A 17,007-nucleotide genomic window follows, 5' to 3' on the forward strand; every position below is an offset into this window, starting at 1 on the left:
ACGGGTTTTCGACCCGTGAAACCAAAATTCATAATTTCACATAACTGAGACTGGCATTTTTAAATCGATTAGATTATGGATGCCCCAACCCTTGAAGATCGAGAGTATCGATATGAGCAGTCAGATCATTCCTGTTGAAGCTTTTGATTGTGTCGTTTTCGGCGGCACAGGCGATTTGGCAGAGCGCAAGCTTTTGCCGGCCCTTTATCACCGTCAGGTCGAAGGCCAGTTCACGGAGCCGACCCGCATCATCGGCGCGTCGCGTTCGGTCATGAGCCATGAGGAATATCGCAAATTCGCGCAGGACGCGCTGAAGGAGCATCTGAAGGCGGGCGAATATGATGATGCGCAGGTTGCGCTGTTCCTCAACCGGCTTTTCTACGTTCCCGTCGACGCAAAATCCGGCAACGGATGGGACGTGTTGAAGAAGCTGCTCGATGAGGGCAAGGAGCGCATACGCGCCTTCTATCTCGCTGTTGCGCCCGGCATTTTCGGCGATATCGCCGACAAGATCCGCGAACACAAGCTTATCACCCGCTCGACCCGCATCGTCGTTGAAAAGCCGATCGGCCGCGACCTTGCCTCGGCGCAGGAACTCAACGACACCATCGGCCATGTCTTCAAGGAAGAACAGATCTTCCGCATCGACCACTATCTCGGCAAGGAGACGGTGCAGAACCTGATGGCACTGCGTTTTGCCAACGCGCTTTACGAGCCGCTTTGGAATTCCGCCCATATCGACCACGTGCAGATCACGGTCGCAGAAGCTGTCGGCCTTGAGGGTCGCGCCGGATATTACGATACGGCCGGTGCGTTGCGCGACATGGTGCAGAACCACATTCTGCAATTGCTTTGCCTCGTTGCCATGGAGCCGCCCGCTTCCATGAACGCGGAAGCCGTGCGTGACGAAAAGCTCAAGGTCCTGCGCTCGCTGAAGCCGATCAACACCAGCAATGTCGAAAAGCTGACGGTTCGCGGCCAGTACCGCGCCGGCGCTTCCGCAGGCGGCCCGGTGAAAGGTTATCTGGAGGAGCTGGAGGGCGGCGTTTCCAACACGGAAACCTTCGTCGCCATCAAGGCCGAAATCGCCAACTGGCGCTGGGCCGGCGTTCCTTTCTACATTCGCACGGGAAAACGCCTTGCGACCCGCGTTTCGGAAATCGTCGTCACGTTCAAGCAGATCCCGCATTCGATCTTCGACGATGCGGCCGGCAAGATCGAAGCCAACAAGCTGGTCATTCGCCTCCAACCGGACGAAGGCGTCAAGCAGTCGCTGCTCATCAAGGATCCCGGCCCGGGCGGCATGCGTCTGCGTCAGGTCTCGCTGGACATGAGTTTTGCCGAAGCCTTCAATGTGCGCAGCCCCGATGCCTATGAGCGGCTTTTGATGGATACCATCCGCTCCAACCAGACACTGTTCATGCGCCGCGACGAAGTGGAAGCGGCCTGGGATTGGGTCGATCCGATCCTCAAGAGCTGGGAAGAGCTGGGACAGGGCGTACAGGGTTATACTGCCGGAACCTGGGGTCCGAGCGGCTCGATCGCACTGATCGAGCGCGACGGCCGCACCTGGCACGATGCTGACTGAGGGCGCGGGTATGAGCGAAACAATCCATGTCTTCGACACAGCCGCTGAACTGGCGAAAACCCTGGCGGCGGATGTTGCCGCGCGTCTAGACGCGGCAACGAAAGAATACGGAACGGCAAGCATTGCCGTTTCGGGCGGTTCAACGCCCAAGCTGTTCTTCCAGGCGCTTTCCCATCATGATCTCGACTGGAGCAACATCAGCGTGACGCTGGTGGACGAACGGTTCGTGCCGCCGGAGAGCGAGCGCTCGAACCACCGGCTGGTCAGCGAGAACCTGTTGCAGGACAAGGCGAAGGCGGCCTATTTCGTGCCGCTGTTCCAGCCCGCGGCCTCGCCTGAGGATGCCGCGACGCTTGCGACCGTCAAGACCGAAGCGATCTGCGATCCTTTCGATGTCGTCGTGCTGGGCATGGGAACGGATGGGCATACGGCATCGTTCTTTCCCGGTGGCGACAATCTCTACGAAGCGCTCGACCTTGACGAACCGCGCGGCGTTTTGACCATGGCGGCGGAAACCGCGGGGGAAGAACGGTTGACGTTCAACTTCTCCAGCCTTCACGATGCAGGTTTTCTGGTGCTCCACATCGAAGGTGCAGCAAAAAAGGCGACGCTTGAAAAAGCACAGTCGGGCGAGGATGAGGACGAAATGCCGATCCGCGCCGTGCTGAACCGGGCAGAAACCGCCCTGGATATTTACTGGGCGCCATAACTGGATGCGGTTGCCGCGCAAGCGGCCCCGCGACAGCGCCCGACGACACAAGACGAAAACACGATAACCGGTCCTTCATCTCCCGGAACACCGGTTCTCGACCAACGAACAGGATGAACGCTCATGTCCGCCGATTCCCGCATTCAGGCCATTACCGCCCGCATCGTCGAACGCTCCAAGCCTTACCGCGAGACCTATCTCGAGCGGCTGCGGCTGCAGGTTTCGAAGGGCGTTCATCGCTCCACTCTCTCCTGCGGTAACCTCGCGCATGGATTTGCTGTCTGTTCCCCCGCCGACAAGGACCTCCTTGCCGGCGACCGGGTTGGTAATCTCGGCATCATCACCGCCTATAACGACATGCTGTCGGCGCACCAGCCCTACGAGACCTTTCCGGCAATCATCCGCGAGGCCGCAGCGCAAGCCGGCGGCGTGGCGCAGGTCGCGGGTGCCGTGCCTGCCATGTGTGACGGCGTAACCCAGGGCCAGCCGGGCATGGAGCTCTCGCTATTCTCCCGTGATGCCATCGCCATGGCTGCCGGCATCGGCCTGTCGCATAACATGTTCGACGCCGCCGTCTATCTCGGTGTCTGCGACAAGATCGTTCCCGGCCTCGTCATCGCAGCGCTTTCCTTCGGTCACCTGCCCTCCATCTTCATCCCCGCCGGGCCAATGACCACTGGCCTGCCGAACGACGAGAAATCCCGCATTCGCCAGCTTTATGCAGAGGGCAAGGTTGGGCGCGCCGAGCTGCTGGAGGCAGAGTCCAAATCCTATCATGGTCCCGGCACCTGCACTTTCTACGGCACGGCAAATTCCAACCAGATGCTGATGGAGATCATGGGTTTCCACATGCCCGGCTCTTCCTTCATCAATCCCGGCACGCCGCTGCGCGACGCGCTGACACGCGAGGCCGCCAAGCGGGCGCTCGCCATCACCGCACAGGGCAACGAGTTCACGCCTGCGGGCGAAATGATCGATGAGCGCTCGATCGTCAACGGCGTCGTCGGCCTGCACGCGACGGGCGGCTCGACCAACCACACCATGCACCTGATCGCCATGGCGCACGCAGCCGGCATCATCCTCACCTGGCAGGATATTTCCGACCTGTCGGATACCGTGCCGCTGCTCGCCCGCGTTTATCCCAACGGTCTTGCGGATGTGAACCATTTCCACGCCGCAGGCGGCATGGGCTTCCTCATCAAGCAGCTTTTGAAACAGGGCTTCGTGCATGACGATGTCCGCACCGTCTTCGGACAGGGGCTCGAAGCCTACACCGTGGATGCAAAGCTTGACGAAAACGGCGCAGTGACCCGCGAGCCTTCTCCCGAGCAGAGCCACGACCCCAAGGTTCTCGCCAGCATTGAAACGCCGTTCCAGCCGACCGGCGGTCTGAAAATGCTGACCGGCAATCTCGGCAAATCGGTCATCAAGATCTCCGCCGTCAAGCCCGAACGCCATATCATCGAGGCGCCCGCGATCGTCTTTAACGACCAGCAGGAGCTTCAGGATGCCTTCAAGGACGGCAAGCTCAACCGCGATTTCATCGCTGTCGTCCGTTTCCAGGGTCCGAAGGCCAACGGCATGCCGGAACTGCACCGCCTGACACCGCCACTTGGCGTACTGCAGGATCGCGGCTTCAAGGTGGCGCTGGTAACGGACGGACGCATGTCCGGCGCTTCCGGCAAGGTGCCGGCCGCCATCCATGTCACGCCGGAAGCTTCCGAATGCGGCCCGATCTCGCTCATCCGCGATGGCGACATCATCCGTCTCGACGCCATTTCCGGAACGCTTGAAGTGCTTGTTCCAGCCGCAGAGCTGGCAAAGCGCGAACCGGCGCGCGCCGACCTTTCCGCCAACGAATGGGGCATGGGCCGCGAACTTTTCGCCCCGTTCCGCCGTAATGTCGGCCCTGCCGACCAGGGCGCCAGCGTTCTGTTCCATTGATCGCCCGGAGGCGAAGGCCGGATTCGGCCTCGCCTCCGCACCCTCTTGGCATGACCTGCACAACCCGCGCTGAAACCGCTTTATTTCCCGTCTCTTAAACGCCAAACTTGTCATGCGGCTGTGATGATCGCCCTATAGGGGCTTCTCAGCCAGCCGCGGGACGATGACGCATTTCAAGATGATGGGGCCAGACATGACGATTTTCTCAAGCAAACGCCGTGACGTGCTGAAGCTTATGGCTGGTACCGCCATACTGCCGCTGATGGTGGTGGCAACGCCGGCGGAGGCGCAGGATGTGGCCCTGCGTGCAATCGTGATTTCCGACCTGCATTCGGCCTATGAGCGCATCGGGCAGCTCCTAGCGGCCATAGAAATGCGCATCGCGGCTGAAAAGACGCCCCACATTATTCTTCTGAACGGCGACCTGTTCGAAACCGGCAATGCGGTGGCGACACGGTCGTCCGGCGAAATCGAGTGGACGTTCCTCTCGGCGCTCGCCAGGCTCGCGCCCACCGTCATCAATATCGGCAACCATGAACCGGATATCGATAACGACCTCGCCAATTTCGTCAGTCGTGCCCGCGCGCTCGGCATCACCGTGCTGTCCAACATCATCGACAAGCGCAGCGGCGCACCCTATGCACCGGCCAGTGCGGAGGTGAGTGTGGGCGGACGGCCGGTCGTCGTTGCGGGCCTTGCCACCAACGCGATCAATACCTATCCGAAGGCGACGCGTGAGATGCTGGATATTCCGCAGCCTGTGGAATGGGCCAAGGCGAATCTGCCTGCAATCGTCAAGCCGGAGGCGATCAACATCGTTCTCAGCCACGCCGGTGTCGTTGCCGACCGCGATATCCTGCCGTTGCTGCCCGATGGCACCCTGCTGGTCGGCGGCCACGATCACCTGAACTTCGTGCATGAACAGGGTGCGACGCGCTATGTCCACACGGGCTCATGGTGCACATCCATGGCCATTGCGACGATCGAAGCTTCTGGCAAGGCGCCGACGATCGAGACCGTCGCCATTGACAGCGACGCCCCCTCCTCCCCGGCGCTCAAAGGCCTGATCGAACAGACACTCGACAAACATCTGACGGCAGAAGAGAAGGCGGTTGTCGGCAAAACGGAAAAGGCGATGACAGTTGACGAGGCAGGACGCCGTGTGGCGCAGCTGATCGCCACAAAAACCGGCGCGGATGTCGGCTTCATTGGCCACACCTCCTTCGGCGCTGGTTTGCCAAGGGGCGATATCCGCCGCTACGATTTCAACGCCTCGCTGCGTTTCGACGGCAAGCTGATGGTGACGGAAGTGGATGGCGAAACGCTTGCGCAAATCCTCAAGCGCTGCAATCAGGACGGCGACATTCCGCTTGCTGACCGCACCGGCGATTATCTTTACGCCATGCCGGAAAAACCGGTCGCAAGAGAGCGCTACAAACTGGTCTGCAACGACTGGTCCGCCACCAACCAGAAATCCTATTTCGGCCGCAGCGATCTTGCCTTTGCGGAAGTGCCGGATGTGAAGCTGAAGCAGACGGTTCTGGGTGGGCTTTCCTGAAGCCGGAGATTCTCCAGCTCCTTAGAAAGACCGGATATCGAGCTTCCGGTCCTTGTGCGCCGGATGTGTGCTGAACACGAAAATGCGGTCGAGTTCCTTTTGCGTCAACATGCGCAGAAAACGGACGTGGATGGTGTTGTTGGCGTTGACGCGCAACATAACGCAGCCGATCTTGGTGATGCGGGCGTCGGGAATATCCAGATAGAACTGGTTCGGAAGATTGTATTTCGTCAGCAGTGCCAGCACGGCCTCGGTCTGGGAAATGCGAATGACGTCGCAACGGCGAGCGGCCATATGCATGACGGCCTTCTCGGTATATTCGATGCGCGCCGCATTCATGGTGTCTTCCATGCGAAACCGGCCTTCGCGGTCGTACATGAAGGATTCTTCCTTGGTCAGGTAACTGTTCTTGATAACACCCGCACTGCTCTGCACGCCCTGACCTCCATGCTCTTTCAACGTCTCCAAGATTAAAACGTAGTCTTTAACAATTCATATCAGCGTCACCTTAAACAGACCGAAGACGGAACATTTTTGGCATTTTTCCACAGCGGTAAAATATCATGAAAAAACCCCGGAACGGGACGTTCCGGGGCATGTTTCCTGAAGCTCACCGGCCATTGTCTCCGCAACTATCTGCGGTAGTTCTTGCCCTCGGCATCAAAGAGATGGAGCTTTGCCTGCGGTGCCGCAAAACGCAGGGTCTGACCCTTGGCGACGGATACGATGCCCGGTACCTTGACGATGATCGGCTCCTGCCCCTTGGGCGCTTCGAGATAAAGCAGGGTCACTTCACCGAGAGCCTCGACAATCGCGACTTTTCCCTCGAAAAGATAATCGTCGCCGGTGACGATGCTCAAATCCTCCGGCCGGACACCGAAGCTCGCGGCCTTGCCCTGCTCGGTTGCAGGCGTGGGAACGACGATGTTCAGCGTCTTGCCTCCGGCAAGTTCGATCGAAGTCCGCTCTCCGGTTACGGCAATTTTTGCCGCAATGATGTTCATGGCGGGCGAGCCGATGAACCGCGCCACGAAGAGGTTGGCGGGGTTTTCATAAAGTTCCAGCGGCGGGCCGACCTGTTCCACACGACCCGCATTCAAAACGACGATACGGTCGGCCAGCGTCATCGCCTCCACCTGATCGTGGGTGACGTAGATCATCGTCGTGTCTGCCATCTGCTCATTGAGCTTGGCGATCTCGATGCGGGTTGCCACGCGCAGCGCGGCATCGAGGTTCGACAGGGGTTCGTCGAACAGGAACACCTTGGGATTGCGGCAAATGGCACGGCCGATGGCGACGCGCTGGCGCTGGCCGCCCGAAAGAGCCTTGGGCAAGCGCTCCAGATATTGCGTCAGCTGCAGGATTTCGGCAGCGGCGCGGACGCGGCGGTCGATCTCCTGCTTGTTTTCCTTGGCGATCTTCATGCCGAAGGCCATGTTGTCGTAAACAGTCATATGCGGATAAAGCGCATAGGACTGGAACACCATGGCAATGCCCCGACGCGAGGGCGGGATTTCATTGACCAGCTGGCCGTCGATAAACATCTCACCGCCGGTGATTTCCTCCAGACCCGCAATCATGCGCAGCAACGTCGATTTCCCGCAGCCGGACGGCCCGACGAAAACGATGAATTCGCCCTGTTCGATCTCCAGATCGATGCCGTGCAGGACTTTTACCTGCCCGTATGATTTGCGGATATCCTTGAGAACGAGACTTGTCATGGGTTGTTCCTCCCTGCTCTATCAGGCGTAACGGGCGAAGAAAGCGCCCCATGCCGGAAGTTCTACGCTTCTGCCGTCCACACCGTTTGCAAAGCCGTGGCCTTCGAGAACCTCCCAGTTCCCTTCCGGCAGCGTCGCCTTTGCCGGTGTCGCGGACAGATTGAAGAGGCACAGAACGGTTTCGTTGCCGAGCGTGCGGGTGTAGCTCAGCACGTCGCCCTCCACTGGCTGGAATTCGATGCCGCCCTTGGCAAAAGCGGGATGCTTTTTGCGGAAGGAAAGGAAGCGGCGGTAGTGCTCCAGCACGGATGCCTCATTGCCCTGCTGGGCGCTGACGGCACGCTGCTTGTGTTCGGCCGGAATGGGCAGCCAGGTCTTGTCCGAGGTCGAGAAGCCGGCCTGCGCATGGCCCGCATCCCACACCATCGGTGTGCGGCAACCGTCGCGGCCCTTAAATTCCGGCCAGAACTGAATGCCGTAGGGGTCCTGCAAATCCTCAAAAGCAATATCGGCTTCAGTAAGGCCCAGCTCTTCACCCTCATAGATGCAGACGGAGCCGCGCTGCGTCATCAACAACGCCGAGAGCACCTTGGCGAAAGCATCCTTATCCTCGACATGCTCGCCCCAGCGGCTGACATGGCGAACGACATCGTGGTTGGAGAAAGCCCAGCAGGCCCAGCCTTCCGGTGCGGCCCTGGCAAAATCCGCCTGCACATCGGCAACACGCTGCGGCGTGAGCGCATCCGGCGCCAGGAATTCGAAGGCGTAACACATCTGCATCTTGTCGTCGCCGGAGGTGTATTCACCGACGATTTCGAGTCCGCGCTGGCTGTCGCCCACTTCGCCAACGGCGGCGATATCCGGAAACTCGTCCAGCACGGCGCGGAAGCGTTTCAGGAAGGCGATGTTTTCGGGGCGGTTCTTGTCGTAGAGATGTTCCTGGAAATTGTAGGGATTGACCGCAGGTGCCGTGGAGGCGTTGCGGCGCTCCGGCGCCAGCGCCGGGTTGTCGCGCAATTCCAGATCATGGAAATAGAAGTTGATGGTATCGAGGCGGAAACCATCGACGCCGCGCTTCAGCCAGAAGCGGGTGATATTGAGCAGTTCTTCCTGCACTTCCGGATTATGCAGGTTGAGATCCGGCTGCGAGGTCAGGAAGTTGTGCATATAATATTGCATGCGGGTGGGGTCCCACTGCCAGCCGGAGCCGCCGAAGATCGACAGCCAGTTGTTGGGCGGCGTGCCATCCGGCTTGCTGTCCGACCAGACATACCACTCCGATTTCGGATTGTTGCGGCTGGCGCGGCTTTCCACGAACCACGGATGCTGGTCAGACGTGTGCGACATGACGAGGTCGATCATGACGCGGATACCCAGACGGTGCGCTTCCGCGATCAACCCGTCGAAATCGGCAAGCGTGCCGAACATCGGATCGACATCGACATAATTCGAGACGTCGTAACCGAAATCCTTCATTGGCGAGGTGAAGAAGGGCGAAATCCAGATGGCGTCGGCACCGAGACCGGCAATATGCGCCAACCGGTCGGTGATGCCCTTGAGATCGCCGATGCCGTCGCCATTGGAGTCCTGATAGGAGCGCGGGTAGATCTGATAGATCACGGCGCCGCGCCACCAATCCTTGTTGGGCGTCAAAGCGGAAGTCACCGGAGCGGTCATAGTCTCATCCTGTCTGGTATGGGCGTTCATGGATAATCAGCCTCCCTTGACGGAGCCTGAGAGCAGGCCACGCACGAGATAACGTTGAAGGGCAAAGAAGACGCCGAGCGGCACGACAATGGTAACGAAGGCCGAGGCGGTGAGGATTTCCCAGTTGCCGCCGCGCGAACCGAGCAGCGCGTTCAAAGCACCGGTCAGCACCAGCTCATCCTTCTGCGTGCCGAGGAAGACCATGGCGACGAGCAGGTCGTTCCAGGTCCACAGGAACTGGAAGATGGCGAAGGAGGCGAGCGCCGGGAAGGACAGCGGCAGGATGATCTTGACGAAGATTTCGAAATCGCTCGCGCCGTCGACACGCGCACTTTCGATGATCTCTTTCGGCAGGCCGGAAATGTAGTTGCGCAACAGGTAGATGGCGAGCGGCAGACCGAAGGCGGTGTGCGCCAGCCAGATACCGGCATAGGTCTTGGACGGAACGCCGAAGATATTGCCGATTTCGTTGTAGAGTTTCAGGAGCGGTATCAGCGACATCTGCAACGGTACGACGATCAGGCCCACCACCATCGCAATCAGAAAATTGCGGCCGGAAAAGCTCATCCATGACAGCGCATAGGCGGCAAAGGCGGCGATGAGGATCGGAATGACGGTTGCCGGCACGGCGACTGTCAGCGAGTTGACGAAGGACTGGCCGATGCCTTCGGAGGTCAGGACGGTTCGATAATTGTCGAGTGTGAAGACCGGCGGTGTCGCGACGGAAATATAGACGCGCTTGCCGCGAGAGCCCTCGAAGCTTGAGGCCTTGCTGTATTCATAGGTGCCATCGGTGTTGACGAGCAGCGTTTCCCCGTCGCCGATATCTGCCGCTTCACCGGCTTTGAAGGCCGTCGGCTCCTGCACGCGAACGCCGAAGGCTGCAACCTTGCCCCCCTGTCCGCTTTCAAAAACATTACCTGATATGACGTAGCGGTTCCCGTCCTGCTTCTGCACGGCAGCGTCGGCAAGGCGAACCGCCGCGGTCTGCTCGGAACTGGAAAAGGCCGTCCACCAGCCCGACACGGTGATCTGGTCCTTGTCGCGCAGGGAACTTACGAGAATACCGAGTGTGGGCAGAAGCCAGAGAAGCACGACGACCAGCACGCTGGCATGGACGATGAGGCGCGGCAGGCCGACGCGGCGCAGACGTTTTACGATATCCATCTCAGCGGCCCTCCATCTCGCGGTTCGCCTGGCGAATGTTCCAGACCATGATCGGGGTGACGGCCGCCATGATGACGAGCGCTATGACCGCACTTCGGCCACTGTCACCGCCGCCGCGGAACATCCAGTCGAACATGAGATTGGCGAGAACCATGGTGTTCCACTGACCGTTGGTCATGGTCAGCACGATGTCGAAAACCTTGAGAACGAGAATGGTGATGGTTGTCCAGACGACGGCGATGGTGCCCCAGATTTGCGGGACCATGATCTTCCAGAAGATCTGCCAGCCATTGGCGCCATCGATGACGGCCGCTTCGATTGTCTCTTCCGGAATGCCGCGCAGCGCTGCCGACAGGATGACCATGGCAAAGCCGGTCTGAATCCAGATGAGGATGACCATCAGGAAAAAGTTGTTCCAGAAGGGCATGGAAATCCATACCTCCGGGCTGCCGCCGAAAAACTCGACGACGGCGTTGAGGAGGCCGATCTGCACCTGACCTTCGGCGCGATACTCGTAAATGAATTTCCAGATGACGGAGGCACCGACGAAGGAGATCGCCATCGGCATGAAGACGATGGATTTGGCGATGTTGCCCCACCAGATGCGGTCGGTCATGACGGCAATAACGAGGCCGAAGAAGGTGCAGGCGGCCGGCACCACGGCCAGCCAGAGGATGTTGTTGAAGATCGATTGCCTGAAGCCGGCATCGAAAAATGCCCAGCGATAATTGGCAAGACCTACGAATTCGGCGCCGGTCCGGTCATAGAACGAGAGGATGAGCGTCGCGATGACGGGATAGACCAGATAGACGAGAAGAAGGAGAAGAGCGGGGCCGATGAACAGCCAGGGCCTGACCGACGCGCGGCGGTTGAGGTTGCGGGACGCCTGCAACACGTCTCCCGAGCGGACGGGAAAGATTACCTGCAACAGTTTGTCGGATAGCCAATAATAGGCAGCGCAGGCAAAAACGCCGGCCACCATGACGCCGATGGCAGAAACGAGTTGTTGAGCCATGTTCCCTCCCTTGATCCTCTCCGCGCCGCGCTGATTTTATGCGGTCGACGGCCGTTCCGTTGGCAAAGGCCCGGCGGCATCACCGCCGGGCCAAGCTCTGTTGAGGTTACTTCAGGCCGTCCCAGGCCTTCTGGATATCGGCAGCGACCTGATCGGCCGACTTGCCGCCGACGAAATCGATCATGCCGGTCCAGAATGCACCCGCGCCGATCTTGCCCGGCATCAGGTCGGAACCGTCAAAGCCGAAGGTGGTCGCGGAGGTGAGGATTTCACCCTGGCGCTTCATCTGCTCATTGGCATAGGTATCGACATTCACACCCTTATACGGCGTCAGGAAGCTGGACTGTGCCATCCAGACTTCGTGGGCGATCGGGGTTTTCAGGAAATCGACGAAAGCCTTGGCGGCGGGCGCTTCCTTGGTGATGGTGACGAGCGTGCCGGCGCCCAGAACCGGCTTGCCGAGTTCAGGCTTTGCGGCATAGGTCGGCATATAGAAGAAATCCACATCCGTTCCGACCTTGGTACCATCAGGGAAGAAGGACGGCACGAAGGACGCTTGATGGTGGAGGTAGCACTTCGGCGGAATGTCGAAGAGACCCTTCGGGCTGTCGCGGAAGTCGGTGGAGGCGACAGCCGCAACGCCGCCGCTGACATATTTTTCGTTCTTGGCGAATTTGCCGAATTCATTGATTGCCGCAACGACGGCCGGATCGGTGAACTTCACCTCGTTCGTCGTCCATTTCTGATAGACGTCGAGTGGCTGCGTGCGCAGCATCAGGTCTTCCACCCAGTCCGTTGCCGGCCAGCCGGTCGCACCGCCGGAACCGAGGCCGATGCACCAGGGTGTGCCGCCATCGGCAACGATCTGGTCCGTCAGCTTGAACAGGTCTTCCATGCTCTCGGGCACTTTATAGCCCGCTTCCTCGAAGTTCTCAGGTACGTACCAGACGAGCGACTTCACGTCGGCCTTGAAGGGAAATGCAAAGTAAGCCTTGTTGCCGTCCTTGCCCTTGTAGCTGCCGAGATCAACCCAGGACTGGCCAGCGCCGTAATTGTCCTTGACCCAGTTTGCGGTCTCATCGCCGAGCGGAACCAGAAAACCCTTGGCGGCGAGATCGGCCAGAAGACCGGGCTGCGGCAGGATGGCGATGTTGGGCGGAGAACCCGCCTGCGTATCGATGACGATCTGCTGTTCGTAGTTTTCCGAGGAGGAATAGCGGACGTTCACGCCGGTCGCGTCGGAGAAATAGGCCAGCACCGTCTGGAACAGCGCCTCGTCCTCGCCGCGCCAGGGCCCGAAAATCGTCAGCGTCTGACCTTTCAGGTCGGCATGGGCCGCCTTGAAGTCTTCGTAGCTTTTCCAGTTGAACTTGGCATCCTGACCGGGCGCGAATTTCAGATCGGCGGCAAAGGCCGAACCCGACAGCAGCACTATAGAAGCCGCCGTCGCCAAAAAGGTCTTCTGCATGTGATTTACCTCCCATCACATAAAAGGCTCAAAGCATCTCCCATAAATCAAAGCGCTTTGGCTGCCTATTCATCTCATTGTCATTGAGAAGGAGTCAAGAGGCTCTTTCGCTGGACATGCCGCATTGTCGTATGAATAGTCATACTTACTTAGAAAGGCGGCTATCGTTTTCGATTGAGAAAACCGGCAGGGACTGGTAAAAAACTAAAGCGCTTTGGGAGTTAGAGGAGAGGCTTTTGCCATTTCCGATGCGCGCGCATGGAGGAAAAACAAACATGAACCTGAAACAGTTGTCGCAACTGCTGGGGATTTCTCAGACAACCGTCAGCAGAGCGCTCAACGGATATCCCGAGGTGAGCGCAGAGACGCGCCGCCGCGTCATGGACGCCGCCGAAAAGACCGGATATCGCCCGAATGCCGCGGCGCAACGGTTGGCGACTGGCAAGGTCGGCTCCATCGGACTGGTCATGCCGGTTGGCGAGCACCACCGCTCGGATGTGCATTTCGGCGAATTCCTGAGCGGTCTAGGCGAAGAAGCGGCTCGCAGCGGATTTCACCTCGTCATCACCCCCACGGAGCCGGAAAAGGAACGGGAAGCCCTGCGGGGGCTGGCGGCGAGCGGCAGCGTTGATGGCATCTACCTCGCCTATATGAAGAAGAACGACGCCCGCATCGCCATGATGCAATCGCTTTCCCTGCCCTTCCTCGTCCATGGCCGCTCCATCGGCGTGGAAGAGGATTATCCCTTTCTCGACGTGGACAATGAGGCCGCATTTCGCGATGCGACCCAGCTGCTGCTTCAGCTTGGCCACAAGCGCATCGGGCTTCTGAACGGGCCGGAGGGCTACGACTTCACCTTCCGCCGCTGTCTCGGGGTGGAAAAGGCGCTGACGGCAAATGGGCTGACATTGCGCCCCGAACACACAAGACACAGCAGCATGACCGACGAGGAGGGTTATCTCGGCATGGAAGCGCTGTTGTCACAGCCGGAAAGACCAACCGCCATTGTATGCGCCAGTACCGCATTGGCACTCGGCGTGATCCGCTCGCTCAACCAGCGCGGCCTGAAACCGGGCAAGGATATTTCGCTGATTGCCCATGACGATGTGTTGCCGCTGTTGAAGCCCGACAATTTCTCGGTGCCTCTCACCACCACCCGCTCATCCCTGCGGGCGGCGGGGGTGCGTGTCGGGCAGCGCCTGATCAACCGGATCAAGCTTAACCAGACCGAACCTCATCAGGAACTCTGGAAGGCGGAACTTGTCGTCCGCGCCTCCACAGGACCCGCTCCGAAAGAGTAACTACCGATTTCAGAACTTCGGTGCGGTCTTTCCAAGCGCGCGATAGGCGGCAATGACGGTGTTGGCCATCAACATGGCAATCGTCATCGGGCCTACGCCGCCCGGAACGGGGGTGATGGCAGCAGCGACTGCGCTTGCCTCATCATAGGCGACGTCACCGACCAGCTTCGATTTGCCTTCACCCTTTTCCGGAGCGGGAATGCGGTTGATGCCGACATCGATGACGGTGGCGCCGGGCTTTACCCAATCGCCCTTCACCATTGCCGCGCGACCCACCGCCGCCACGAGAATATCGGCCGTCTTGCAGACGGTGGCGAGATCCTTGGTGCGCGAATGCGCCATCGTCACCGTGGCGTTGGCGTTCAGGAGAAGCTGGCCCATCGGCTTGCCGAAGAGGTTGGAGCGGCCGATGACCACGGCGTTCAGGCCGGAAAGATCTTCGCCGTGAATGCTGCGCACCAGAAGCATGGCGCCGGCTGGCGTGCAGGAGATGAGGCCGGTTGCGAGATCGCCGGTCGCCAGCTTGCCGGCGTTCAGCACGCTCAGGCCATCCACATCCTTCTCGGGCAGGATCGACTGGATGATCTCATCGGAATTGAAGTGTTTCGGCAAAGGAAGCTGTACCAGAATGCCGTGGATGGAGGGATCGGCGTTCAGTTCGCCGACCAACTTCAGAAGCTGATCTTGAGTTGTTTCCTCCGGCAGCGTGTGCTGAACGGAATTGAAGCCGCATTGCTTGGCTGTCTTGCTTTTGGAATTCACGTAAGCGTGGCTGGCCGGATCGTTGCCGACGATGACAACCGCGAGACCGGGCTTCACACCCTGTTCCGCCTCAAGCGTTTCTGCCGATTTGCGGACCGCCTCCGTTACCGAAGCCGCCTTTGCCTTTCCGTCAATCACAACTGCCATGCGTCCTGCTCCTGCTGGATTACGTTGGCCCCGTATGGTGCCGACTTTGCAGGAATGCAAGCAAAAATGCAGCTTCGTCAGGCAGTTTTGCGGTAGTCGTCGCGATGCTCGGCGTAATCGGCGAGGCGCTCCCTCAAGAGCGCCAACTCGCGTCTCAATTCCGCCAATTCCTCGGCTTCGGCCTGCTCGTGATCGAAATGCCCGGCAAGGGCTTCACTGAGCAAGGGCGGCAGCTCCGGGGTCGTCTGGGGGGTATTCCTGACGGTGCGGTTGCCCATCAGAACCTGCCGCACACGCTCGTCCAGCGGAATGTCATCGGTATCGAATCCGCTATCGTTCGCCGCCCCGGCGTAATAGTCCGCGAACTCAGCCTCCGGCTCGAATTCGCTATCCGCGGCCGGTTCTTCCAGATCATGGAACACATCCGGCTCGATCGGCTCGAACTCGGGAAACTGCCCCGATTGCTCAGGCGCTTTTTCGGAGGGCAGAACGTGCGCATCATCAAAGACGAGTGCCTCCTCCTCGTCATGGCGACGGTAGCTCAGGAGATACAGGCTGCCCAGCAGGCCGAGCAACGCGCCACCGCCTGCCAGCATAGCGGCTTGTGTGAGGTCGCGCGACAATTCGCCCGGTCCGGCCTTCCTGGTGAGGCGGGTCTCAACGGCGGTTGTGGTGGATGAGGACATGTCCCGACGCTCGCTCGCCTCAAGATAGGCATTTCGCGCCGTTTCCAGTTCACCCTGCAATCTGGAGAATTCACCGGGCGTGACACCAAGGCTGCTCAGGCGGTCGAGATGTTTCGTTCGTTCGGCGTTCGCGGTTGCAACTTCCTGTGCGACGCGCTTCTCATCGGCGCGCAAGCCATCGACCAGCTGACGCAATGCGGGAGCGACAAGCGCCTGCACGGCATCTACGGCATTCTGGGCGGCGATGCGGCGGGGATGTTTCGGGCCGTAATCGACCGAGACGCCTGAAAGCGCCATGCTGGCACTTGCATGTCTTTGCCTGATGTCCTCAAGCACAGAGAAAGCAGCGCCTGACGGCAGGGGCTTTGACAATACGTCATTCGGCTTGAGGCCGGTGGCCACCGCCAGATCCGTCTGAAGCGACTGCTGCTGCTGGGTCGTCCCCGCAAGGCTGTCATTGAGGTCGCGCAATTGCTGCTCGAGTTGCTGCACTTCCGCCAGGACGGCCTCGCCGTGGCGCATCTGGAAACCGTTCAAGGCGGCTTCCGCCTCGTCCAACCGGGTGCGCGCCCGCTCCGTCTCGCGCATGGCGGGCGTCATGGTGCCGGCCTTGCCATCCGCCATAACACGCATCGAAAGATAATCCGTAAGCCGCATCGCGGTTTCCGGCGTCGCTGCCTTCGAGGTTACAATCAGCGTGTTTTCATCCGGCGTCAGTTCCAGACGGATCGCCTCGCCCACAGCACCGTTCAATGCTTCACGCGGGGAAAGCGAACGGGTATCCGCCCCGGTCAAAAGGTCGAAAAGCAGGCCAAGTTCGCCCTGATTGCGAACGCCGACCATGTCGGCGGGCTTCAATTTGAGGTCGCCCGTTATACGGTCCAGACCGGACGGAGAAAGCAGGGTGCGGCGGGCCATGGCAAGAAAGCGTGCCGCATCGGGTGCGTCGTAGCCGGTCTGGGTAACCTCGACATGCGCCTGCGAAACATATCCGCGAAAACCGGAATCGATGAGCAGCAGCGGAAGTGCAGCCCCCACAACGGTGGCGGCGGCTACGCAACCGGCTGTCAGAAGCCGCAGACAATGTTTGCGAAATTGCGACGCAGGCACGGCAACACCATCCTCATCAGGGCGCGTCGCCATCATATCGGGACTGTGATCAACCATCTGAAGCCGTCTGCCACGCTCGGCGCCGCCCGCAACAGGCGGCTTTCAAAACCTTACGGGAGGTTAA

At 59.8% G+C, this 17,007-nt stretch carries 13 protein-coding genes; 5 read left to right on the forward strand and 8 right to left on the reverse strand.

Annotation, left to right across the window (positions count from 1 at the left end; genetic code table 11):
* Positions 1-112: 112 nt before the first annotated feature.
* The 4 genes from zwf to F617_RS0102120 all read left to right on the forward strand — a co-directional run bounded on the left by zwf (position 113) and on the right by F617_RS0102120 (position 5,799).
* Positions 113-1,588, forward strand: a complete 1,476-nt coding sequence (gene zwf, locus F617_RS0102105) for a glucose-6-phosphate dehydrogenase (RefSeq protein ID WP_003515142.1) — start codon at positions 113-115, stop codon at positions 1,586-1,588.
* A 10-nt stretch (positions 1,589-1,598) separates the two neighbouring features.
* Positions 1,599-2,297 (forward strand): 6-phosphogluconolactonase, encoded by a 699-nt coding sequence (gene pgl, locus F617_RS0102110; protein ID WP_019564290.1) that lies wholly within the window; start codon positions 1,599-1,601, stop codon positions 2,295-2,297.
* A gap of 123 nt (positions 2,298-2,420) precedes the next feature.
* Positions 2,421-4,241 (forward strand): phosphogluconate dehydratase, encoded by a 1,821-nt coding sequence (edd, locus tag F617_RS0102115; RefSeq protein WP_019564291.1) that lies wholly within the window; start codon positions 2,421-2,423, stop codon positions 4,239-4,241.
* Between the two features lie 193 nt (positions 4,242-4,434).
* On the forward strand, positions 4,435-5,799 hold the full coding sequence (locus F617_RS0102120) for a metallophosphoesterase (RefSeq protein WP_019564292.1): 1,365 nt from the start codon (positions 4,435-4,437) through the stop codon (positions 5,797-5,799).
* A gap of 21 nt (positions 5,800-5,820) precedes the next feature.
* Here F617_RS0102120 and F617_RS0102125 read toward each other — a convergent pair whose 3' ends face one another.
* From F617_RS0102125 to F617_RS0102150, 6 genes are all read right to left on the reverse strand, one after another.
* Entirely contained in the window at positions 5,821-6,177 is a 357-nt protein-coding gene (locus tag F617_RS0102125; protein ID WP_034501827.1) for a hypothetical protein, read from the reverse strand.
* Positions 6,178-6,431: 254 nt separating this feature from the next.
* Entirely contained in the window at positions 6,432-7,520 is a 1,089-nt protein-coding gene (locus F617_RS0102130) for an ABC transporter ATP-binding protein (RefSeq protein WP_003515137.1), read from the reverse strand.
* A 21-nt stretch (positions 7,521-7,541) separates the two neighbouring features.
* Positions 7,542-9,197, reverse strand: a complete 1,656-nt coding sequence (locus tag F617_RS0102135; RefSeq protein ID WP_019564293.1) for an alpha-glucosidase family protein — start codon at positions 9,195-9,197, stop codon at positions 7,542-7,544.
* Positions 9,198-9,233: 36 nt separating this feature from the next.
* The gene (locus F617_RS0102140; RefSeq protein WP_003515133.1) at positions 9,234-10,394 is read right to left on the reverse strand and encodes a carbohydrate ABC transporter permease; all 1,161 of its coding nucleotides are present in this window, start codon (positions 10,392-10,394) and stop codon (positions 9,234-9,236) included.
* 1 nt (position 10,395) lies between these two features.
* The gene (locus F617_RS0102145; RefSeq protein ID WP_003515131.1) at positions 10,396-11,409 is read right to left on the reverse strand and encodes a carbohydrate ABC transporter permease; all 1,014 of its coding nucleotides are present in this window, start codon (positions 11,407-11,409) and stop codon (positions 10,396-10,398) included.
* Positions 11,410-11,515: 106 nt separating this feature from the next.
* Positions 11,516-12,877 (reverse strand): ABC transporter substrate-binding protein, encoded by a 1,362-nt coding sequence (locus F617_RS0102150; protein WP_019564294.1) that lies wholly within the window; start codon positions 12,875-12,877, stop codon positions 11,516-11,518.
* 275 nt (positions 12,878-13,152) lie between these two features.
* On the opposite strand from F617_RS0102150, the gene F617_RS0102155 reads away from it, so the two are divergent.
* The gene (locus F617_RS0102155; RefSeq protein WP_019564295.1) at positions 13,153-14,178 is read left to right on the forward strand and encodes a LacI family DNA-binding transcriptional regulator; all 1,026 of its coding nucleotides are present in this window, start codon (positions 13,153-13,155) and stop codon (positions 14,176-14,178) included.
* Between the two features lie 9 nt (positions 14,179-14,187).
* Here F617_RS0102155 and folD read toward each other — a convergent pair whose 3' ends face one another.
* Together folD and F617_RS0102165 are read right to left on the reverse strand one after the other, a co-directional pair.
* Positions 14,188-15,087 carry a bifunctional methylenetetrahydrofolate dehydrogenase/methenyltetrahydrofolate cyclohydrolase FolD gene (gene folD, locus F617_RS0102160; protein ID WP_003515126.1) on the reverse strand — a complete coding sequence of 300 codons (900 nt, stop codon included), beginning with the start codon at positions 15,085-15,087 and terminating at the stop codon, positions 14,188-14,190.
* Between the two features lie 77 nt (positions 15,088-15,164).
* Positions 15,165-16,940, reverse strand: a complete 1,776-nt coding sequence (locus F617_RS0102165) for a hypothetical protein (RefSeq protein WP_019564296.1) — start codon at positions 16,938-16,940, stop codon at positions 15,165-15,167.
* Positions 16,941-17,007 lie beyond the last annotated feature (67 nt).

The sequence above is a fragment of the Agrobacterium sp. 10MFCol1.1 genome, assembly GCF_000381165.1.
In the GTDB taxonomy this organism is placed as follows: domain Bacteria; phylum Pseudomonadota; class Alphaproteobacteria; order Rhizobiales; family Rhizobiaceae; genus Agrobacterium; species Agrobacterium tumefaciens.